Source organism: Paucisalibacillus globulus, assembly GCF_900184735.1.
GTDB classification, from domain to species: Bacteria; Bacillota; Bacilli; order Bacillales; family Amphibacillaceae; genus Ornithinibacillus; species Ornithinibacillus globulus_B.
Window position 1 is genome coordinate 114,769 of record NZ_LT855405.1, and the last position, 20,396, is coordinate 135,164.

At 37.3% G+C, this 20,396-nt stretch carries 21 protein-coding genes; 5 read left to right on the forward strand and 16 right to left on the reverse strand.

Annotated elements, in window-relative coordinates; translation table 11 throughout:
- Positions 1 to 232: 232 nt before the first annotated feature.
- From hpaD to BN999_RS18655, 5 genes are all read right to left on the reverse strand, one after another.
- The gene (gene hpaD, locus BN999_RS18635) at positions 233 to 1,216 is read right to left on the reverse strand and encodes a 3,4-dihydroxyphenylacetate 2,3-dioxygenase (protein WP_096273989.1); all 984 of its coding nucleotides are present in this window, start codon (positions 1,214 to 1,216) and stop codon (positions 233 to 235) included.
- A gap of 13 nt (positions 1,217 to 1,229) precedes the next feature.
- The gene (gene hpaB / locus BN999_RS18640; RefSeq protein WP_096273991.1) at positions 1,230 to 2,696 is read right to left on the reverse strand and encodes a 4-hydroxyphenylacetate 3-monooxygenase, oxygenase component; all 1,467 of its coding nucleotides are present in this window, start codon (positions 2,694 to 2,696) and stop codon (positions 1,230 to 1,232) included.
- Between the two features lie 14 nt (positions 2,697 to 2,710).
- Entirely contained in the window at positions 2,711 to 4,198 is a 1,488-nt protein-coding gene (gene hpaE / locus BN999_RS18645) for a 5-carboxymethyl-2-hydroxymuconate semialdehyde dehydrogenase (protein WP_096273993.1), read from the reverse strand.
- 12 nt (positions 4,199 to 4,210) lie between these two features.
- The gene (hpaI, locus tag BN999_RS18650; RefSeq protein ID WP_096273995.1) at positions 4,211 to 5,131 is read right to left on the reverse strand and encodes a 2,4-dihydroxyhept-2-ene-1,7-dioic acid aldolase; all 921 of its coding nucleotides are present in this window, start codon (positions 5,129 to 5,131) and stop codon (positions 4,211 to 4,213) included.
- A 364-nt stretch (positions 5,132 to 5,495) separates the two neighbouring features.
- Complete coding sequence (locus tag BN999_RS18655; RefSeq protein ID WP_255247529.1) at positions 5,496 to 6,176, reverse strand: GntR family transcriptional regulator; 681 nt, start codon at positions 6,174 to 6,176, stop codon at positions 5,496 to 5,498.
- Between the two features lie 605 nt (positions 6,177 to 6,781).
- Here BN999_RS18655 and BN999_RS18660 point away from each other — a divergent pair.
- The 4 genes from BN999_RS18660 to BN999_RS18675 all read left to right on the forward strand — a co-directional run bounded on the left by BN999_RS18660 (position 6,782) and on the right by BN999_RS18675 (position 9,836).
- Complete coding sequence (locus tag BN999_RS18660) at positions 6,782 to 7,162, forward strand: GntR family transcriptional regulator (protein ID WP_096273999.1); 381 nt, start codon at positions 6,782 to 6,784, stop codon at positions 7,160 to 7,162.
- A complete protein-coding gene (locus BN999_RS18665) occupies positions 7,159 to 8,010 on the forward strand; it encodes an ABC transporter ATP-binding protein (protein WP_096274000.1) in 852 nt (283 codons plus the stop codon). The genes BN999_RS18660 and BN999_RS18665 overlap by 4 nt, the downstream gene beginning before the upstream one ends.
- A 1-nt stretch (position 8,011) precedes the next feature.
- Positions 8,012 to 8,653 (forward strand): ABC-2 transporter permease, encoded by a 642-nt coding sequence (locus tag BN999_RS18670; RefSeq protein WP_096274002.1) that lies wholly within the window; start codon positions 8,012 to 8,014, stop codon positions 8,651 to 8,653.
- Positions 8,654 to 9,173: 520 nt separating this feature from the next.
- Positions 9,174 to 9,836: an ABC-2 transporter permease gene (locus BN999_RS18675; protein ID WP_096274004.1), complete on the forward strand. Its 663-nt coding sequence runs from the start codon at positions 9,174 to 9,176 to the stop codon at positions 9,834 to 9,836.
- 97 nt (positions 9,837 to 9,933) lie between these two features.
- Here BN999_RS18675 and BN999_RS18680 read toward each other — a convergent pair whose 3' ends face one another.
- From BN999_RS18680 to BN999_RS18725, 10 genes are all read right to left on the reverse strand, one after another.
- Positions 9,934 to 10,917 carry a Gfo/Idh/MocA family protein gene (locus tag BN999_RS18680; RefSeq protein ID WP_096274006.1) on the reverse strand — a complete coding sequence of 328 codons (984 nt, stop codon included), beginning with the start codon at positions 10,915 to 10,917 and terminating at the stop codon, positions 9,934 to 9,936.
- Between the two features lie 64 nt (positions 10,918 to 10,981).
- Positions 10,982 to 11,617, reverse strand: coding sequence for a 3-hexulose-6-phosphate synthase (hxlA, locus tag BN999_RS18685; RefSeq protein WP_096274008.1), 636 nt, complete (start codon positions 11,615 to 11,617; stop codon positions 10,982 to 10,984).
- Positions 11,618 to 11,632: 15 nt separating this feature from the next.
- Positions 11,633 to 12,583 (reverse strand): sugar kinase, encoded by a 951-nt coding sequence (locus tag BN999_RS18690; protein ID WP_096274010.1) that lies wholly within the window; start codon positions 12,581 to 12,583, stop codon positions 11,633 to 11,635.
- A 36-nt stretch (positions 12,584 to 12,619) separates the two neighbouring features.
- Positions 12,620 to 13,300 carry a ribose-5-phosphate isomerase RpiA gene (gene rpiA / locus BN999_RS18695; RefSeq protein WP_096274012.1) on the reverse strand — a complete coding sequence of 227 codons (681 nt, stop codon included), beginning with the start codon at positions 13,298 to 13,300 and terminating at the stop codon, positions 12,620 to 12,622.
- Between the two features lie 76 nt (positions 13,301 to 13,376).
- Positions 13,377 to 14,663 (reverse strand): TRAP transporter large permease, encoded by a 1,287-nt coding sequence (locus BN999_RS18700; protein WP_096274014.1) that lies wholly within the window; start codon positions 14,661 to 14,663, stop codon positions 13,377 to 13,379.
- On the reverse strand, positions 14,663 to 15,142 hold the full coding sequence (locus tag BN999_RS18705) for a TRAP transporter small permease (RefSeq protein WP_096274016.1): 480 nt from the start codon (positions 15,140 to 15,142) through the stop codon (positions 14,663 to 14,665). Before BN999_RS18705 ends, BN999_RS18700 begins: the two co-directional genes overlap by 1 nt.
- 75 nt (positions 15,143 to 15,217) lie before the next feature.
- Positions 15,218 to 16,249, reverse strand: a complete 1,032-nt coding sequence (locus tag BN999_RS18710) for a TRAP transporter substrate-binding protein (RefSeq protein WP_096274018.1) — start codon at positions 16,247 to 16,249, stop codon at positions 15,218 to 15,220.
- A gap of 30 nt (positions 16,250 to 16,279) precedes the next feature.
- The gene (locus BN999_RS18715) at positions 16,280 to 16,915 is read right to left on the reverse strand and encodes a bifunctional 4-hydroxy-2-oxoglutarate aldolase/2-dehydro-3-deoxy-phosphogluconate aldolase (RefSeq protein WP_096274020.1); all 636 of its coding nucleotides are present in this window, start codon (positions 16,913 to 16,915) and stop codon (positions 16,280 to 16,282) included.
- Positions 16,916 to 16,935: 20 nt separating this feature from the next.
- Positions 16,936 to 17,490, reverse strand: coding sequence for a 6-phospho-3-hexuloisomerase (hxlB, locus tag BN999_RS18720; RefSeq protein WP_096274022.1), 555 nt, complete (start codon positions 17,488 to 17,490; stop codon positions 16,936 to 16,938).
- A gap of 41 nt (positions 17,491 to 17,531) precedes the next feature.
- Positions 17,532 to 18,533, reverse strand: a complete 1,002-nt coding sequence (locus tag BN999_RS18725) for a LacI family DNA-binding transcriptional regulator (protein ID WP_096274024.1) — start codon at positions 18,531 to 18,533, stop codon at positions 17,532 to 17,534.
- 626 nt (positions 18,534 to 19,159) lie between these two features.
- Between BN999_RS18725 and BN999_RS18730 the strand changes: the two genes are divergently transcribed.
- On the forward strand, positions 19,160 to 20,008 hold the full coding sequence (locus tag BN999_RS18730) for a CvfB family protein (protein ID WP_096274025.1): 849 nt from the start codon (positions 19,160 to 19,162) through the stop codon (positions 20,006 to 20,008).
- Between the two features lie 81 nt (positions 20,009 to 20,089).
- Here BN999_RS18730 and BN999_RS18735 read toward each other — a convergent pair whose 3' ends face one another.
- A complete protein-coding gene (locus tag BN999_RS18735) occupies positions 20,090 to 20,386 on the reverse strand; it encodes a hypothetical protein (RefSeq protein ID WP_096274027.1) in 297 nt (98 codons plus the stop codon).
- Between the last annotated feature and the right edge of the window lie 10 nt (positions 20,387 to 20,396).

Here is a 20,396-nt window from a genome sequence, read left to right on the forward strand (position 1 = left end):
ATATTGATACTAACATCTTTTTCACTCTATACTAGCGAAGGAAATACACGGAGACTCCTGCGGGAGGATAGGCATCGGTGAGACCCCGCAAGAGCTTTAGCTCTGAGGAGGCTCACCAGCCGCCCGCGGAAAGCGGAGTGTATTTCCGTAGCGGGTATGATGCTCTATCCAAAATCCTTAGGTTACCGCACAGTTTCTGTAAAATGGCTATTAGAACCTACTTACCTTCCGTCTATATCACAAAGGTAGGCTTATGCTGCTTGAGCTTTGCATCCTGTGGCTCTACTATTTTTCCTGTATGCACATTTAATACAGTCGAAGCTTCTGTAAACCATCTATCAGGCGCTTCGTGGCCCCAGAAAGTCTGGCGCATTGGATCATTAATATCCCAGCGAATTGGTTTAAAGTCAGGATCACTTGTTAGGTAATCTCCACTATATAATTCAATGCGGTGTCCATCTGGGTCACGTAAATAAAGGAAAAAGGCGTTGGATAGTCCGTGTCTTCCTGGTCCACGTTCTAATGCTTCTCCATATCCCATCGAAGCAAGTACATCACATGTATGAATCAGTGCTAATTGATCTGGTAACCAAAATCCAATATGATGTAGCCTTGGACCCTTTCCATTCATGAAGGCAACATCATGGACATTTTGTTTACGATGTAACCATGCAGCCCAAATATTCCCTTCTGGTGTATCAGTATATTCTGAGCACTGAAAGCCGAGTTTCTCCTTATAAAAGGCATATGCTGCTTCTACATCGGTCACGGCGCAGTTAAAATGATCGATTCGTTGCATTCTAGAACCCTTGTATAAATCGTAGCGCTGCAGAAGTCTCTCTACAGTATCCATTTCAGCAAAAAACTCTAAAGGTAAACCTGAAGGGTCATTTACTCGTAAAGCACGGCCAAGGGCATGTTGTTCTCCCTTTTCCAACCATCTTGTACTACAACCCTCCTCTTCAAACATAAGGGCAAGTGCTTCTAAATCACTATTGGAAGATACCTTATAGCCTAAAGCTTCTACAACGGGGGTATCTCCCTTTTTCAAAACTAAGCTATGGTGGTTATGTTCTTCCAATCCGCGAAGATAGATATGCTCATCATCGGACTCTGTTTCAATGAATCCAAGTGCATCCACATAAAACTTTCTTGAGACATCTAGATCTCTGACATGTAATATTGCTCTGGCACATCGAATCACATTAAAATCCATTAAGTTCCCCTCCTTAATTAGGGGCTTTTACGCCATTAGATTTTTTCAAGAAATCCTGCACATATTGCTTAAACGGTTCTTTATCATACCCATCAAAATACGTCATTCCCATCCGTATGGGGTCCCCAAAGAAGTAGTACTCATAATGTGTTTGACGACTTCCAAATGCACTTAATGTCATATCCCATGCTAAACGGAATAATTGGACACGCTCATATCCTTCTAGATTTTTCCCTTGTAAGCCGCGATGGATAATTGGTCCAATTTCAGCATGATTAAAGTCTGCTTCCGTTGGTATGCCCATTAACCCAGATGCTCCTAAAATACGGACAATTTCCGTTAACCTAGGGTAGACTCTTGGATACCAGTTACGTGCTGCATCTAGAGCTGCAAAGTCAGGGGTCATTGTTCCAGAGTTATCTAGCTTTGCATTATGCTCTGCACGATATAAGTGGGATTTCATTGTTTCTAGTGTCAGCATAATTTCAGAACCCTTATCCTGTACATGCTGGAAACCATCAATACCAATTGCATCCATCATGCTAAGCGCTACCCCTAAAACAAATTCCGTCTTTACAATGTTTTTGGCAAGAACTTGGTGGGCCATGTGAACCACTGCATTTGTTTCCTTAAATGTACGGTTACATACAGAGGAGTTCCCACATACAAATACGCGCTCCCATGGTACAAACACATTTTCAAACGAAACAATGGCATCTCCTTCTTCAAAACGTGAACCAAGTGGATGATCCCATTCATTTTTCCCATAATCAAAGGACTCACGGCTAATAAATTTCAAGCCTGGTGTGTTATTTGGAATAGCAAAAGCAAGCGAGTATGGGTCGTCAAGTTCTCCTGCTTTTTTAACCGTTGATGGGAATACAAGAATTTCATCGGTAATTCCACCTTGCGTCGCTAACAATCGAATCCCATCAACAATAATTCCGTCTGGACGCTCTTCCACTAAATGAAGGGCAACATTCGCATCTTTTTGTTGGTGCTGCATTTTGGCACGGTTTACTTGTGGATGAATTAATGTATGGGTTAAACTGATATCATTTTCACGAGCATATTCATAATAATTACGAGCATTCTCTGCAAAACGAGGATCCCCTTCTGCAAATAAGCTATTGTTCACACCCATTGCCATCACTTCTGCATTTAAGTAGTCTGGTGAACGTCCCATCATCCCACCAGAAGTTCTAGCCCACTCCTGCATAGCTTCCCGTCTCTTGATCAAGTCATCAACAGAACGTGGCTGCAAGAAAGTCATCCCTACCTTATGTCCCGAAGTCGGAGAAGTATAAAGCATTTTCTCAGGTTTTTCATACTGTAAATCATATAAGTTTGCCATTGATTTAATGACATTTTTAAAAGCAGGATGTTCGGTCACATCATCTACTCTTTCTCCATGAATATAGATATTGTTATTTGCTTTTTTTAATCCATCAATATAATCTCTTCCTGTTTTCGCTGGCATGTTAAAGTCCCTCCTTATTTTCCTCTTCCGAATTTTGGTATAGGATGGTCGCCGATTGCGACATGAATTGCTTTTGGTTCCGTATAGAATTCAAAGATGGCAAAATGTCCACCTTCACGTCCAATGCCACTAGCTTTCATTCCCCCAAATGGAATTCGTAAGTCGCGTACATTCTGAGAATTCACCCAAATCATACCCGAATCCACTGCTTGAGCTACACGGTGAGCCCGCTTTATATCATTCGTCCAAACATAGCCCGCAAGACCGTATTCCACATCGTTTGCTAACTGAACTACTTCCTCTTCTGTTTCAAATTCGATGACTGCCATCACGGGACCAAAAATCTCTTCCTGACAAACTCTCATTTCGTTTTTTGCATTCAATAATAATGTTGGTGGAACATAATTGCCCGAAGAAAATTCTTCTGGAACAGTTCCTTGAAATACCTCACAGCCTTCTTCTTTTGCAAGCTCAATATATCCTTTAACCTTGTTAAAATGTCCTTTATCAATTAATGGACCAATCTCAGTCGCATTATTTTTTGGATCTCCTACCACAATATTTTGAACACGTTCTTTTAATGCAGTAGAAAACCTTTCCTTTATATTCTTGTGGACAAACACTCTTGAATTTGCAGTACAACGTTCCCCGTTAAAAGAGAATATCCCCCAGACAGCAGCATCCAGAGCTTTTTCAAAATCTGCATCTTCAAAAACAATTAGTGGCGACTTACCCCCTAATTCCATGGAAGTTTTCTTTAAGGAGTCTGCACTATTTTTAATAATCCGTTTCCCTGTCGTTGTTTCTCCAGTAAATGAAATAGCTTTTACAGTTGGATGTTTAACAAGCGATTCCCCCGCTGTTTCTCCAAAACCGTGAACAACATTAAATACCCCTTTAGGCAATTCTGCTTTCTGAATAACATTCGCTAAAATATTGGCCGATAATGGAGACAATTCCGCAGGCTTTAGCACAACTGTATTTCCAGTTGCTAGAGCGGGTGCAACCTTCCATGTTAATAACATAAATGGAGCATTCCATGGAGTAATTAGCCCAACAACTCCAAGCGGCTGATAGACTGTGTAATTGATAAATTCTGCATCAACCTGATAGGCATCCCCATGCATTCTCGCTTGAACCATTCGTGAATAGAAACGGAAATTCTCCGCCCCACGCGCTGCCATTTTACGAGTTTGGCTGATTGGTAGACCAGAATCTAGTGATTCTAGATGGGCAATGGTTTCTGCCTCTTCTTCAATTAAATCTGCTATTCTTTCTATATATTTCATACGTTCTTTCAGTTTCATCGAACCCCATGGTCCATTATGAAAAGCTTTATTAGCTGCATTTACTGCCTGTTCAATATCAGCACAATCACCTTTTGCAACAACGTTTATAACCTCATTGGTAAAAGGATTAACATTTTCAAAGGTGCTCCCATCATCTGCATCTACAAATTCTCCATTTATGTAGAGTTTTACATCCTCAATCTTCTCAGCCAAATTCTGTCCCTCCTATAGACTTATATCTTCTGTTATTAATTGATAATCTAGTAATACTTCTCGTATCTCAGCTTGAATCTCTGACGATGGAACATCTAAAGGCTTTCTTAAGATCGGTTTAATCTTACCCATCATTCCAAGAGCAGCCTTTGCTGGTGCTGGGTTCGTATCACGGAAAAGCACATCGTTTAATGGCATTAATTCATAATGCAAGTCTTGAGCACCCTGCACATCCCCTTTCGCCCAGCGATTATATACTTCTGCTACTTCTCGCGGAGCAACGTTTGCCGTCGCACTAATATGTCCTGCTCCTCCAATGGCTAACATAGGATAACAGAGTACCTCAATGCCTGAGTATAGATTGAAATCACGGCCACAATGAAGTAATACCTTATTAACATGTTCGAAATCTTTATTCGATTCTTTGACTCCGATAATATTTGGACAATCCTCTGCTAATCTAGCAATTGTAACCGCTTCCAAATTTATCGCTGTTCGACCTGGAATATTGTATAGAATGATTGGAATATCTACTGAATCTGCAATTGCCTTGAAGTGTTTGTATAAAGCGTGTTGGTTAGGTTTATTGTAGTATGGGACAATGACCATGGCACCATCTGCTCCCATTTCTTGTGCAGCCTTGGTCATGCGGAGTGTTTCTTGGTGGTTAGTTGATCCGGTTCCTGGGATGAATGGAACCCTTCCTTTTACTGTTTTACATGCGACTTCCATTACTTGAATTCGTTCCTCAATTGACATGGAGCTTGGTTCTCCTGAAGTTCCTGTAACGGATATACCATGACTGCCACTTTCAATTTGCCAATTGATTAATTCCTTAAACTTATCAAAATCAATTCGCTCGTCCTCATGAAATGGTGTTATCACAGGTGCTATCGAGCCTCGGAATCTTTCTTTTGCTTCTTCAAAAGCCATTTGATTACCTCCAACTCTAGATTCTAATAAATTGAATAACTATAAATTTTCTGAACAATTAAATCATATATGATTTCATATGTCATGTCAACAGGAATATATGCTTGGTTCGCACCCGGAATTAATCTGTTAGATGCCCTTGCTATGTACCCATTTGGAATAACCATCTACCCAAACTTTCATAGCATAGTCCCTACATAATTAGCCATAAGACCGTTTTTCACAAGCTTAAGACCATTAGAATAATTCATGTGACCAATTAATATAACCATGTGCTCAAAATCCAAAATAATCAACCTAAACAAGTTTTCGAAACAGACCCTCCCAATAAAAAAAGAACTAGATAAAAATTCCAGTTCTCTTCTTATGAAGTAATTGTATTGGTTTGGATTAAATTCTTTCGTCTCTTTTCAAAGTTCTCCGCTGTCCTTATTTTATGAGCACGTGCTACTCTTTCGATTTCTTTTGTTGCTCCTGATTGCAATAATGCAATAATTTCCTTATGCTCTTCAATTGATTCCTTTACCCGTTTCGAGTATAAGGTTGATCCTGTTCCTCGTATAGAATCAATTCGATTCCAAGCATTCTGAATGGATTCCAATAAAAAGTTATTTCCTGATTCCTCACATATAATTCGGTGGAATGTTGCATTTAATCTACTGAACAGGATAATATCAAACTCTTCTAGTGCCTCCTCCATTAATTGATTAAGTTCGATTAACTCATTTAATTTCTCCTCTGGAAAGTTTTCTGCAGCTAATGATGCAGCATATCCTTCCAGTAATGCCAAGACATGTACCGTGTCCAAATAATCGGATTCATTTACTTCAGCAACAACTGGGCCAACATTTCGTTTGTAGACCACTAACCTCTCTGCTTCCAATTGACGCAGCGCTTCCCGGACTGGGATAGAACTTGTCTCTAACTCCTTTGCAATTTGATCAATAACAATTCTCTGTCCTGGTACATATTCCCGCTCTATAATTCTACCTTTTACAATTCGATACACTTTTTGTTGTTTGTTTTCTTTTATCATAGTACTCATTATAGTATAGGAAATAATATATAATGTCAATATTCAGAAAATGATTATTTTAAATTATAGCATTTTAATCAATACATATTTGGCTAATAGGTTTTGGACGTCATTAAGATTATCTATACAAAAGAATGTAACTTAATGAAACGTGGGATATCATATGGAGTTTATTAGGTAGGAATATTTTTTGGCGTTGCTTAAGACTGGATATTTTCCAAAAATCACCGTATATATTTTCAATAGTGAAATGATCATTTTGTTTAACTATACCCTTATTGTATAGGTGCAGAGAACTATTATATACCTCTCATTTTTATACCACTTATTACTTTTAGACTTGACCTCTTCTATAAAGAAATAAGCTGCACGCTAGGATAGATTCTACTATACTAGGTGCAGTTTTTATTTATTTTAAACTTCCACAGTATAATTTTCCGTTAGAACCAATTGCTTCCCCTCCCCTTCTTTTGCACTAGATATTTCCCAGGAAATTTTTTGTAGAACTTTGGCGAAGAAATGTTTTTTATATTTATCCTTGACACAACATTGTACATAATGTATATATTGTATATATAAACTATACACAATTATTTTCACCAGGAGGTGTCAATGTGAATATAACAATTTCCACCAACAACAAAGATCCACTCTTTCTACAAATAAAAGAACAAATTAAGCAGCATATATTTTCGGGCGAACTTAATGAAGGGGATGCTCTTCCTTCTATGAGGGTTCTTGCAAAGGAATTAAAGGTAAGTGTCATCACTACTAAACGAGCATATGAGGAGCTGGAAAAGGAAGGGTACTTAGTATCAGCAGTTGGAAAAGGTACTTTTGTCGCTGGCCAACAACCACATGTATTGAGAGAATGGCAGATTCGTGAATTAGAGAATGAATTGGAAAAGATAGTGAAAGCTGGAAGACACTTGGGACTAACCAAGGAAGATTTGACTGAAATGATGTTGATTTATTATGAGGAGGAAAATGGATGAATACAGTAGAATTCCAAAAAGTTACTAAGCTCCGAAAAGATTTTCCCATTGAGGATTTAACATTTACTATACCTAGAGGTTTTATTACAGGATTTATTGGACCAAATGGGAGTGGAAAGACTTCAACGATTCAAATGTTAATGGATATTTTACAAATTGACAAAGGGAGTATTACTGTTTTCGGTAACTCACACAAAGACCATAAAATTAAACAAAGAATAGGATTTGTATATGATGAACTATTCATGTATGAGGATTTTACAATCCAACACATGAAGTCTTTTATAGCACCAATCTATGAAACCTGGAACGAAGACTTATTTCAAAAGTATCTAGTGAAATTTGGGCTCCCTTTACGAAAGAAAATCAAAAAGTTTTCCAAAGGAATGAAAATGAAAACCTCCCTTCTGTTTGCATTAAGCCATGAACCAGAATTTATCGTAATGGATGAACCAACATCTGGTCTGGATCCCATTTTCCGTAGAGAGCTGCTAGATATATTACAGGAGTTAATGGTTAATGAAAATCAAACAATCTTCCTATCTACACACATAACAAATGATTTAGACCGTATTGCTGATTATATCGTGTTTATTTATCAAGGAAAGATACTTTTTCAGAAAAGCATGGATGACATTAGGGAGAGCTTTCATGTTATAAAAGGTGCAAAGAACATGATAGATGAGGATACAAAAGATTTATTTATTGGGTTACAGATTACTGAAGTGGGGTTTCAAGGTTTATATGAAGGTAATCCAACCATATTTGAAACATTTGGAGATGAAGTAGTGATTGAGAAAGCTACTTTGGAGGATATTATGTTTCTCATGACTAGAAAGGAAGAGTAAGATGCTGCAATTACTAAGAAAAGATTTCACTATAACAAGACTCTATTTGTTATTATTCTTCTTATTTATTCTAGTAACCTATATTTTTCATGTAAACAATATCACTATCTTTATGGCTTTGATGATCGGTTTTCCGGTATTGTTATTTTATTTCGATAGTCACAATCGGGTTAATACATTTCTTGTTAGTATGCCATTTAAACGGGGGAAAATTGTCTTGGCTAGGTATTTGTATCTAATGTTCTTTCTGATCAGTTCGTTTATTTTTATCGGGATTATCGAATACCTTGCATTTCATCAGTTAACATTTCTAGGAAACTTTAGTTACCTTACTTTTAGCAGTATCGTGCTAAACTTTACAATCCTAACTATTCTATTAGCCATATCCATACCCATTTTTTATTTCTTTCGCAGTTTCAACCATGGGATTTCAGTGTTTATGATTTTTCAAGTTTTTCTAGTGTATGCTTATACTTTAATCACTTCGAATGAATATATAAGGTTTGATGACAAATTGTTTTCCATTATACAACCTGTCATCAATATACAGCCAGTAGTCATGCAACTAATAATTTCTGGTTTATTTCTAGCAGGATCTTACTTTGTATCAGTCGGATTGAGTTATAAGAAGGATGTTTTCTAAACTACTCAATTGATAGAAACTATGCGGTAAATAAGCATTTTGGATAGAGCATCATACCCGCTACGGAAAAACACTACGCTTTCCGCGGGCACGGCCTCAGCCTCCTCGAGGAAAGTTCACCTCTGCGGGGTCTTCGGACACGTGCTATTCCCGCAGGAGTCTTCGTGTTTTCCCTTCGCTAGCATGTGTGTCAATTTATTACTGCGAATATTTAATATAGATAATCAACTAATAGCAGACACCTCTCAATAGAAGAATTCACTAGCGTAGGCAGAATACGGAGACTCCTGCGGGAGGATAGGCATAGGTGAGACCCCGCAGTGCGATAGCATGAGGAGGCTCACCAGCCGCCCGCGGAAAGCGGAGTATTCTGCCGGAGCGGTAATCGTTCCACTATCCCCTTTTAAATATGAGGGTTAATAGTACAGTTACCGCCCAGTTTCTATCAAATGTGAAATTAAAACCAACAAAACCTTTCAGAAACAACCTATAAGAAAGAAATTAATCAGGAGGTGCAATCATGAAAAGCCTTTTAAAGAGGGATTTTATTAATTATATTAATATAGCTATAACAGCAGCGATATTAATACCAATCGGATTTATCTTATCCATGCCACCCTATGTAATAAGCTTATTTTTGGTACTACTTTCATTGGTCATTGGAGTATTTTTCTCTGAGCATCACTCATCTGTAAACCGCTTCATGGTCAGTTTACCCATAGATAAAAGCAAACTAGCATCTAGTAGATACTTATCCATATTCATTTTCTGGATAGGTACCATCACGTATCAATTCCTACTCGGATATTTCTTTGATTACTTTGTACCATATTCTGTTTTTGTATTTGGTTGGAAAGAACTGATTACATTACTAAATTTGGGATTAATTACTCTAGCTATTTATGTCCCACTGTACTACTTATTTAACTCTTTTGTTTTACCGACGATGATTATATTTATTTGTTACTTTGTAGTATTTCTTTTCGCTATTGATGCTTTAGTTACCATATCAGGTATGAAAACAGAAATTATTTTTAATAATTTAGATCAGTGGGTTGTTCCACTGGTTGAATCTAGCATATCCTTTCAACCATTTTTCCTATTAACCCTTCTTGGATTTGGTTTATATTTTTTATCCATGAAGTTTTCTATGAAAATAATAAAAAGAAAGAGTATGATATAAATTGATATTCTGATATATTGTGAGTCACATTTCCGTGACTCACACTTTTTCATAATAGAAAAAACGAGCCTCTTATAATAGACTCGCTTCAGTGATACTACCTCTCACAACCATAAATAATACCATTCTGTCTTCTTGCTTCTTCCGTAATGGAAAGTGTTAGTAAACTTAGTTCCTTTAATTCTTGATATTCTTCCTTATTATTACTGGATATGATTCGCATAAAATTATTGATTTCAAACTTCATATCATCATCCATATTATAGGTCTCAATAAGTGTCACTTGGCCTGTTTCATTATCAACCCATCTTAAGTCTTTAATAGTCCCAGCATCTTCAAATACTACAGTGCCTTTTTCACCTTGAATTTCACATGGGATATAAGAAGTGGAGATTTTCGAACACATGATTGTCGAGATAAAACCATCGTATCCTAATGTTAGTGTTCCACTTCCATCAATTCCTGAGTCCAACACATTCGCAGAATAATCGATTTGTGTAGGGTTACCAAACAATCCTGTGGAAATGTATAAGGGATATATCCCCAAATCTGTTAATGCTCCGCCTGAGAACTCTGGAGAGAATACATTTGGTCTACCACCAGATAAGTATTCATTATACTTAGACGAATAGCGGCTTCTGTGTAAATTAGCAGCCCTTACTGGTCCGATTTTTTCAATTACATTCTTTAATGCTTTAAAATTTGGTGAATGCAGATTGCGGATAGCTTCGAATAAATAGACCCCGTTTTCCTCTGCCACTTGGAATGCCTCTTTTAGCTCTTCCATGTTCGAAAAAATAGGCTTTTCACAAATGACATGCTTCTTATTTTTTAAAAATAACAGAGCATGTTCAAAATGTAAGGAGTTTGGTGAAGCTATATAAACGCAGTCAATCTCTTCACTCTTCGCCATTTCTTCTAGTTCAGTATAAATAAATGCTGCCTGATGTTTTTCAGCAAATGCTTTTGCCTTCATTTCTGATCGGGAATAAACTGCTTTGAGTATAAAATCAGTTGCTTTACGTGATGCATCAATAAATGATGATGTTATCCAACTTGTTCCAATTGTACCGAATCTCATTTTTCATCCTCACTTCCAAGACTACCTGTTCTCTACAAAATATGGAAAGCCGCTTACTTTTGGTTTAATTATTCCCTACAGCATCATTCATTATTTTCTTCATTTCCGCTGCTACTTCTGCTGGATGATCAGCCTTAGAAATTGCACTTCCAATAATTAGTGTATCTGGTCCTTTTTCTACGACATCTGAAATAGTATTTAAATCAATTCCACCAGCAACGGTTACTTCAACATTACTATCTTCAACAAGGGAGAAGTATTTTACATCAAACTTTCCTTCTCGTTGTTTATCTTTTCCAATATGAATACTTACCAAGTCTACGCCAAGTGCTTCCAGTTCCTTTACTCGTTCCTTGTTAGACACTTCAAGGAGGTCTACCATAATACGTCCACCGTATTCTTTAGCTACTTTTAAGGAATCCACAATCGTTAAATCAGATGCTAAAGCCATTACCGTAGTAATATCTGCACCTGCTTTAAAAGCCTGGATGGCCTCATGACCACCAGCATCCATGGTCTTCATGTCAGTAACAATAACTTTTTCAGGATATTTCTCTTTTATTTCACGTACGATAGCCATTCCATATTCTTTAATAACACTAGTTCCAACTTCAATCCAATCAATAGATTCCCTTGTTTCATCTATAATTCTAAAGCATTCTTCTCTCGTTAGTCGATCTAAAGCTAATTGTAAATTCATGAACAAACACCTCTATTATCTTTCTATATTTTCCTTTTCACCTAAACGAATTTTCACATCGTCCATGTAAGGCAGTCCTTCGTTATCACCTTTTACACTGACAACCATGGAACCCACCGTATTACCTAGTTCAAGTGATTTTCGTAAAGACCAGCCATTTACTAATCCATAAATAAAACCGGCATTAAAACCGTCTCCAGCACCTACCGTGTCAACTACTTTTCTTGCTTTGAAGGCTTCGACTGTGACAACTTCACCATTATGATAGCCAACCGAACCTTTTTCCCCTTGTTTAATGGCTACATATGGAATACCAATTTCCTTTGCTTTATTAATGATGGCTTCTGGGTCTTTTAAGCCCCAGATGATTTCCATCTCTTCATCACCTGCAAGCAATATATCAACCTGTGGCAGGATTTCAGATAAGTAGTTTCGCGCCTCTTCTTTGCTCCATAACTTCAAGCGAATATTTGGATCCAATGAGATTTTTACCCCGTGCTTTTTAGCCAGACTAATTGCCTTTTCAAACACTTGTCTATTTACAGGGTCTATTGCTGGGTATATTCCAGTCAAATGCAATATCTTGGCATGTTTAAAATAAGACTCATCCAAGTCATCTGGTTTGATAGTTAATGTCGGTGATTTGTCTCGATAGTAAAACGTTCGGACAGAACCATCTTCCATAATTTCTTTAAAGTTTAACGAGGTCGGGTAGCCATCAATGAAGTCAACCTGTGATACATCAACTCCCTCACCTCTAGCAAAATTGCGAATATGTTTACCAAACTCATCGTTTCCCAATCGACTAATCCAACCTGCATTCAGACCAAGTCTTGTACAACCTATTGCAAAGTTTAACTCTGCTCCACCAACTTTTTTCTCGAAGTTATTAACAAATCTCATCGGCCCTGTTGCTGATGGGTCGAAAACAATCATAGCCTCGCCGATCGTAATGATATCATTCATTATTCTTCCCCCAATTATACTTCTTAGGTGTTATAGCTATTTCTTAGTTATGATTTCTGTACCTTTTTCATTGCCTATAATGACAGTATCAACCATATTGACAAACAATCCCGTTTCAACAACACCAACAAGGGCTTTGATTTTTTCATGGAGCTGTTCTGGATTGTTAATGGACGTAAATTGACAATCCAGAATATAATTTCCGTTGTTGGATACAAAAACATCTCCATCTTTAATCCTTAGAGTTGGAATTGCTCCTAATTTTTCAATACGTTTCGCAGTAGCTTGATACCCAAACGGAACAACCTCCACCGGTAATGGAAATGTGCCAAGTGTTTCTACCACTTTGGTTTTATCTGCAATGATAATAAGTTTTTCTGCTAAAGCATCGACTATTTTTTCTCGAACAAGAGAACCCCCACCGCCTTTGGTAAGTTGAAATTCAGGATCAATCTCATCTGCACCGTCAATAGCTAGATCAATCTTATCTACTTGGGAAAAATCTACTAATGGAATTCCGAATTCCTTCGCCCATCCCTCAGTACGTTTTGATGACGGTACCCCTTTTATATCCATTCCCTGTTGCACAAGTTCCGCTAGTCTTTTCATCATCCAATAAACCGTGGACCCTGACCCTAAGCCAAGTATCATACCATTTTCAATAAAATCCACAGCCTTTTCACCAGCTGCTCTTTTATAACGTTCTAATTTGTCCATTTTAAATCTCCTTTCATCTCTACTAAGTAAACGACTCCAGCATTTCTACTGGAGTCATCTATATCACATTTCCTATCTAAAATAGACTTGGATTAATTAATTTTGGAATATAGAATGCGATGTCCGGGAAGAAAGCGATAAATAACAGGACAACTAGGATAATAGCAATATATGGAATAACAGCTATAAACGATCTCTCTATTGACATTTCACCAATCTTGGATGCTAGTAATAAACATAAGCCGTATGGTGGTGTAATTAGACCAATTGCCAGAGTAATAACTACGATTAATCCTAAGTGAACTGGATCGATACCAAACGCTGTTGCAGTCGGTAAGATAACCGGAACGAATAGAATCATAGCAGGTATTGCATCCATAAATGTACCAATAAATAGGAAGAATACGATAATGATAATTAAGAATACTGCTGTTGAACCAATATTGTTAGCAAAGAAGTTCTGAGCAATAGTACTTAATTGGTAATAACTCATTAATTCCCCAAGTGCACTAGCTGCTGCCAATGCGAATAGAGATAACGAACTAAGTGCTAACGTATCAAATAGTATTTTCGGTAAGTCTTTTAGTTTTAATGTTCTATAGTAAAACATGCTAATTAATAATGTGTAAAGTGAAGCAATTGCTGCTGCTTCTGTAGCAGTGAAAAATCCGGTAGTGATCCCACCAATAATGATGATAATGGTAAATAGTGCCGGAGCAGATTCAAGGATTAACTTGATCAGTTTCTTGAACTCTGTACGCTTGGATTTTGGATAATTTCGTTTTAATGAAATAATATAAATGAAAAGCATCATCCCTAAACCTATTAGAATACCAGGAACAATTCCGCCTAGGAATAGTGCACCCACAGACGCATTCGCGATACCTGCAAAGATAATCATTGGAATACTCGGTGGTATAACAACACCAATTGTGGATGATGCTGCCGTTACAGCAACTGCCGTTTCCGTATCATAACCATTCTTCTTCATGCTTGGGATTAATATTTTACCTACACCAGCAGTGTCTGCTTGGGATGCACCGGATACACCAGCAAAAAGCATGGAAACAAGAATGTTTGCGTGAGCTAAGCCACCACGAATAGGGCCAACAAGCGCAAGGGCTAGTTCAATTAGTTTGGTAGAAATTTTACCAGAATTCATGAGATTAGCTGCCAATATAAACAATGGCACGGCTAGTAGTACGAAGGAGTCTAGTCCATTTAACATCTTCATCGGAACGGTTACTTCTGGTACATACGGAATATTCATGATACCAAGTAACGCAACAATTCCAATAACAAAGGCAATCGGAATCCCGATAAGCATTAATATGACGAATAATGCTAATAAAATAAAGCCCATTATGCTTGTCCCCCTTTCCATGCTTTTAGATGGTTGATAATATGGTTAACAGAATAAATAATCATGGTTCCTCCCATTATGGGAATGGCAATCCAAACATAGCCCATCTTTAGATCTGGAAGGGATGTCCAATTGTAATCCCAGAACTGTTGACATACTTGAATACCATAAATAAAAATAGCAATATTGAAAAGTATGAGGACTAAATCATTAAAGATGTTTAACATAAATCTCTTTTTACCTGTAAGTTTTTTCAGAAGGATATCAAAATTGAAGTGTTCTTTACGGTTCACCATAACGGCTGCCCCCATAAACATTGCCCAAATAAATGAATTGGAAGCCATTTCTACTGTCCAAATAGCTGAGATGCCTAAATGCCTCGTGATTATTTGGTACAAAATAACTAGAAAGAAGATGGATAAAAATGCTATCCCTATCGTAATTTGTATTTTCTCAAGTACTTTAACAAAGCGGTTCATAGTAATCCTCCTATATAAAAGCTAAAGAGAGGGGGCAGATTTGCCCCAACTCACTAGCCAAATAATCATAACTGATTATTCTGTTTCTCTAATCTGTTTTAATAGATCTTCTGCACCCATATCTTTAGCAGCTTGATCTTGTAATGGTTTTGCTAACTCAATGAATGGAGCTCTGTCAATTTCATTCACTTCTGCACCTTCATCAAGTGCTTTTTGTTTATATTCTTCCTCTTGCTTATAAACTGCTTCTCTTTCCGCTTCAACAGATGCTTCCGCTGCTGCTAGAAGTACTTCTTGTTGTTCTTTTGTGAAAGAATCAAACTTCTTACCATTTACAAGTAGGAATCTAGTTGTATAGTCATGACCTGTTTCTGTAATATATTTACCATTTTTCGTTGTATGGTGATTTTGTTGCACAAAGTAAGGGTAAGCGTTTTCAGCTGATGCAACAACGTCTTGTTGTAGTGCTTGATACAATTCACCCCATGCTACGTCAGTTGGAACAGCACCTGCTTGTTTCCAATAATCAGCAACAACACCAGATGTTTGTGTTCTAATTGTTAAACCTTTTAAGTCATCCATTGATTCAAGTGGCTTGTTTCCGTAGAAATGACGAACACCAGCAGACCAGTAACCAAGTAATTTAAAGTCGTTATTAGATCCTTCATTGATCATGTCAGCCATTTTTTGACCAACTTCTCCATCTACAACGGTTTCCCAATGGTCATAGCTTTCAAACAAATAAGGTAGTGCAAATAGGTCAACTTCTTTAATTCCTGTAGAAGACATGAAACCAGGTGATACAAGAACGACATCAGCAGCACCAAGTTTTAGCTTTTCAACAAGCTCTGATTCTTCAGTACCAATTGTACCTGCATGAACCTCTACTTCAATGCTTCCGTTAGACTCCGCTTCAGCAACTTCTTTAAACTTTAATAAACCTGCTTGATATGGATTTTCTTGGTCAGTTTGGTTATGTGCAGCGATAATCTTGATTTTCCCATCTTCACTTCCAGATTTATTACCTTCATCATTTCCACATGCTGCTAATAAGGTAAATGCTATAAATACTAATGCTAATGATAGAAATTTCAACTTCTTTGTCATTTGGTTATCCCCCAATATTGTTTTCTTAATTTAGTTTAATTCCCTATATTTGTTTACATATTGTCTTGCTGTATTGGTCAATTGCTGATAATCTTCATCATTGTTTAATTTACTTACATTAACCAAATTACTACCTATACCTACTGCGACACCTCCTTTAGTGAAATATTCATTCATGTTCTCCAGTGTAATCCCGCCTGTTACCATTAATGGGATATGTGGTAGTGGACCATGTACACTCTTAATATAATCAGGGCCAAATACATTTGCTGGAAATACTTTCACCATCTGGGCGCCGTTTTCATAAGCAGTTAAGATTTCTGTCGGAGTAAGTGCTCCCGAAACATTTAATACTCCGTATCTACTAGTTAGACGGATGGTATCCACATTGACCGTTGGTGAAACAATGAATTTCGCTCCCGCAATAATAGTAGCTCGTGCAGTTTCAGGATCTAAGACGGTACCAACTCCGATTAACACGTCTCCCTCAAATTCACCCACCGCCATCTCTATTAAGTTGGTTACTCTTGGTGTTTCAGCGGTAATCTCAACAGCCTTCACCCCACCTTCAGATAACGCTTTTATTATCGGGATAATATTCGTTTCATCTGCTTTTCGTATTACTGCTACTATTGGATTTTTCTTTAATTGATCTAGTGCATTCATCTACAATCCTTCTTTCTGATCTATTCCAAATTGGCATGTCTACTCTTTAGTTCTTCATGATCTTTCTCTCCACTAGTTTTCATGTTGTAGACGATTAATGCGTCTAATAATAAATGAGCGGACTGATCAAATTGGCTACCAAGTGGCTGGATAGTTTTTGGTTCCTCTGGGTTACGTTTCTTAGTCGCTGCCGGAATAGTTACTACACAATCACTCATTTCTGCTATAGCTGACTGTGGATTAGTTGTGACCAAAGCAAGCTTAGCTCCCACTTCATTTGCCTTCTTTGCAAAGTTGACAAGTGTGGCTGTATTTCCTGAACCAGAAATAAGTAGTAAAGTGTCCCCGTTCTGAATACTTGGAGTTGTTGTTTCACCGACAATAAACACATTAAAACCATTGTGCATTAATCGCATACCGAATACTTTTCCAATCAGCCCCGAACGGCCTGTACCAGCGATAAATACACGATTGGAAGTTGTGATTACATCATGTAATTGAACGACTTCCTCTTCTTTTATCCGGTCCAACACCTCGGAAATTTCATTTGAAACCGTTTTAATTATTGTTTTCATAACACTAACTCCTTCTATCTTTATAGATATAAATTCTAGGATTAACTGGATGTACGAATAATTAGTTTTGGTTCAAAACGAAATATCTCCTCACTTGGACTCGTTTTGTTTTTGATTTTCTCAAATAAAAGATTGGCTGCTTTCGTTCCCATTTCAAAAGCTGGTTGAGCGATCGATGTAATGGTTGGATAGTAAATATTTGCAAAGGGTACATCATCTATTGCAACTAGAGCCAAGTCTTCTGGAATTCGTATCCCTTGTTGTTTCGTATACTTAAGTACTTCATATAAAGTCAAGTCATTTCCTGCTATAATTGCGTTAGGAGGTTCAGGTAATGTCAACATTTCTTTAAGTCCCTCTTGCATCCCTTGAACTTCTACACTCCTGATATATTCCGGATAAAAGGTTAGCCCATTTTCTTGTAAAGCACTTTTATATCCTTCAATACGCTCTTTCCGAGGTGTAATACTTTCAGCTTTTTCCGGCATCATTACCCCAATCCGGTCATATCCCTTACTTACTAATTCATCCACAGCAAGTGTAGCCGCTTTCACATTATCTAATAAGATAGCACTTGCCTTAATCCCCGGAACATGACGGTCAACAAAGACGATTGGAAAATTCTCTTTAATCATTTGTTGATAAGACTGGACGTTACTACCTGTTGGAAAAATAATAATTCCATCAACTTGTTTAGCTCGAAGCATATCAATGTATTTTTTTTCTTTTTCAGGATCGTCATCTGCATTACAGAGAATGACATGGAAATCTTGCTGATTGCAAAAATCCTCGATAGCACGGATGACTTGGGTTGAAAATACATGTAGTATGTTCGCCGTAATGACCCCAATGGTTGTAGTCGACTTTTGCTTTAAACTTCTAGCAATATAATTTGGATGATAACCTAGTTCATCAATTGCCTGTTCTATCTTTTTTTTCGTCTTATCAGCCATATAATCATAACGTTTATTTAAATACTGGGAAACGGTACTTTTGGAAACCCCAGCCTGCCTTGCTACATCTGTGATTGTCACCGTTTTCATAACTTCTATTACTCCTACGCGGTTTATCACTAAACCGATTTACTAAACCGGTTTACTAAACCGATTTAGTGTAAGTATAAAACAAATGTAAACGCTTTACAATAGTTTTTTTTATTTTTTTATTTCGTTTTATTTTTTCAAATTTACACTTACACTATTGGTATCGATAACTCAAGAAAGCGGATACTTAATAATCTTGACAAAATCATCTCCACATGCGATAATCATAAAGTTACCTAAAGTAACATACGAATCTGGCAGTCTACAATGTTTTTGTTGATGCTTATTCACACTGGCGCGACTAAGGGGTCGCAAGGACGTAAGAGAAGGTTGGGCTTGCGTTGCTTAAGTTAGAAGACATCGGATTAATTTCAGTAACTTCCTTTCACCACTGAGATCGGAATGATATTAATCAAGGTGGAAAGTTTACCGCGGTTAAAGTGAAATTCTAGAAAGAACTCGGGAAGCGTTACCGAGATAACAACTTTTGATAAATAAAATTAATTTGAATTTCCCACCCGAATTATATCGGGATATATATAAACGATGTGTTACTTTAGAAATATAAGGGGTACCCTAAATACTAGGGTATCCCTTTTCCAATACATAAGAAATGAGGGTTAAGTATGAACGAATTAGGTACAATTCAATCGATGTCAGTTGATCGTAAAATTGATAATGGATATGTGTTAAAAAAGGATACAACAGAAGCATTACTTCATTATAATGAGGCTGATGGTGAGTTAGAGATTGAACAGGAAGTTGACGTGTTTTTATACCAAGATAAAAAAGGAAATTTAACAGCTACTATGAAACTCCCTAATGCGATGATGGATCACTATGGTTGGGGAACAGTTGTGAATGTACTTCCGCACTTAGGAGCATTTGTAGACATTGGAACTACAAAAGAATTCTTAGTTTCCAAAGATGATTTACCATTATTTGAAGATGTTTGGCCAAAAGAAAATGATATGCTTTATGTAACATTAGGCAAGGATCGCAAAGGTAGACTACTTGCTATCCCTGCTACTGAAGGCGTCATTGCTCGAGAAATTGAACTTGCTCCTGATTCTTTATTAAATCAAACCGTTTCCGGACGCGTTTACCATACGAGCAGGGAAGGTACTGCAATCATTTCAGATGAGAATTATCGCGGATTTATTCACCATACTGAAAGAAAAACAGAGCCCCGTTTAGGCGAGCTAGTCCAAGGCCGAGTTATAGAAGTTAAATATGACGGGACATTAAATATTTCCCTTCGTCCATTAAAGCAACACGGTATGGTTGAGGATTCGGATATGATATTAGAACATTTAGAAGATCATGATGGGATGATACCTTTTAGTGATAAAAGCGACCCTGAAGATATCCGCGGAACATTTAATATAAGTAAGGCCGCATTTAAACGGGCTTTAGGGAAACTGATGAAAGAAGGAAAAATCGAGCAGCGTGATGGAAATACGTATTTAAAATAAGCTAAAACAAAAACATCGCACAGTGTAACAACTGTACGATGTTTTTTTACTATGTGGAAAAAGTTCCAAATCATTTTTTGCTTATGCCTTTGCTTTATCATCATGGACTTGATATGCATGACTAATACTAGTCACTAAGAAACTGATACCAGCAGCGAATAGGCATGCAATTCCCCATCCACCTAGTCCAGCTTCCCAAATCATGATCTTCTGTGGAGTAGCTGCGCAAACAACGATGATACCGCCAAAGAATAGAATAGCACTTGGGAAATATGCTAAATAACCATTGCCACCCGAAGCTTTCAAGAAAATAAATCCTAAGATAATAGCTACTACTGCTAAGACGGCAGCTATTGTTATAACCGCTTGAACTAACATGCTTACACCT

Bases quoted from the DNA above. Each gene is read 5' to 3' on its own strand.
- BN999_RS18690 (WP_096274010.1), bottom strand. From the start codon at position 12,583: ATGAATGATATCATTACGATCGGCGAGGCTATGATTGTTTTCGACCCA.
- hpaD (WP_096273989.1), bottom strand. From the start codon at position 1,216: ATGGATTTTAATGTGATTCGATGTGCCAGAGCAATATTACATGTCAGA.
- hxlA (WP_096274008.1), bottom strand. From the start codon at position 11,617: ATGAATTTACAATTAGCTTTAGATCGACTAACGAGAGAAGAATGCTTT.
- BN999_RS18675 (WP_096274004.1), top strand. From the start codon at position 9,174: ATGAAAAGCCTTTTAAAGAGGGATTTTATTAATTATATTAATATAGCT.
- hpaB (WP_096273991.1), bottom strand. From the start codon at position 2,696: ATGCCAGCGAAAACAGGAAGAGATTATATTGATGGATTAAAAAAAGCA.
- BN999_RS18715 (WP_096274020.1), bottom strand. From the start codon at position 16,915: ATGAATGCACTAGATCAATTAAAGAAAAATCCAATAGTAGCAGTAATA.
- BN999_RS18735 (WP_096274027.1), bottom strand. From the start codon at position 20,386: ATGTTAGTTCAAGCGGTTATAACAATAGCTGCCGTCTTAGCAGTAGTA.
- hxlB (WP_096274022.1), bottom strand. From the start codon at position 17,490: ATGAAAACAATAATTAAAACGGTTTCAAATGAAATTTCCGAGGTGTTG.
- BN999_RS18655 (WP_255247529.1), bottom strand. From the start codon at position 6,176: ATGAGTACTATGATAAAAGAAAACAAACAACAAAAAGTGTATCGAATT.
- rpiA (WP_096274012.1), bottom strand. From the start codon at position 13,300: ATGGACAAATTAGAACGTTATAAAAGAGCAGCTGGTGAAAAGGCTGTG.
- BN999_RS18670 (WP_096274002.1), top strand. From the start codon at position 8,012: ATGCTGCAATTACTAAGAAAAGATTTCACTATAACAAGACTCTATTTG.
- BN999_RS18700 (WP_096274014.1), bottom strand. From the start codon at position 14,663: ATGGGCTTTATTTTATTAGCATTATTCGTCATATTAATGCTTATCGGG.
- BN999_RS18680 (WP_096274006.1), bottom strand. From the start codon at position 10,917: ATGAGATTCGGTACAATTGGAACAAGTTGGATAACATCATCATTTATT.
- hpaI (WP_096273995.1), bottom strand. From the start codon at position 5,131: ATGGCTTTTGAAGAAGCAAAAGAAAGATTCCGAGGCTCGATAGCACCT.
- BN999_RS18725 (WP_096274024.1), bottom strand. From the start codon at position 18,533: ATGAAAACGGTGACAATCACAGATGTAGCAAGGCAGGCTGGGGTTTCC.
- BN999_RS18705 (WP_096274016.1), bottom strand. From the start codon at position 15,142: ATGAACCGCTTTGTTAAAGTACTTGAGAAAATACAAATTACGATAGGG.
- BN999_RS18730 (WP_096274025.1), top strand. From the start codon at position 19,160: ATGAACGAATTAGGTACAATTCAATCGATGTCAGTTGATCGTAAAATT.
- BN999_RS18710 (WP_096274018.1), bottom strand. From the start codon at position 16,249: ATGACAAAGAAGTTGAAATTTCTATCATTAGCATTAGTATTTATAGCA.
- BN999_RS18665 (WP_096274000.1), top strand. From the start codon at position 7,159: ATGAATACAGTAGAATTCCAAAAAGTTACTAAGCTCCGAAAAGATTTT.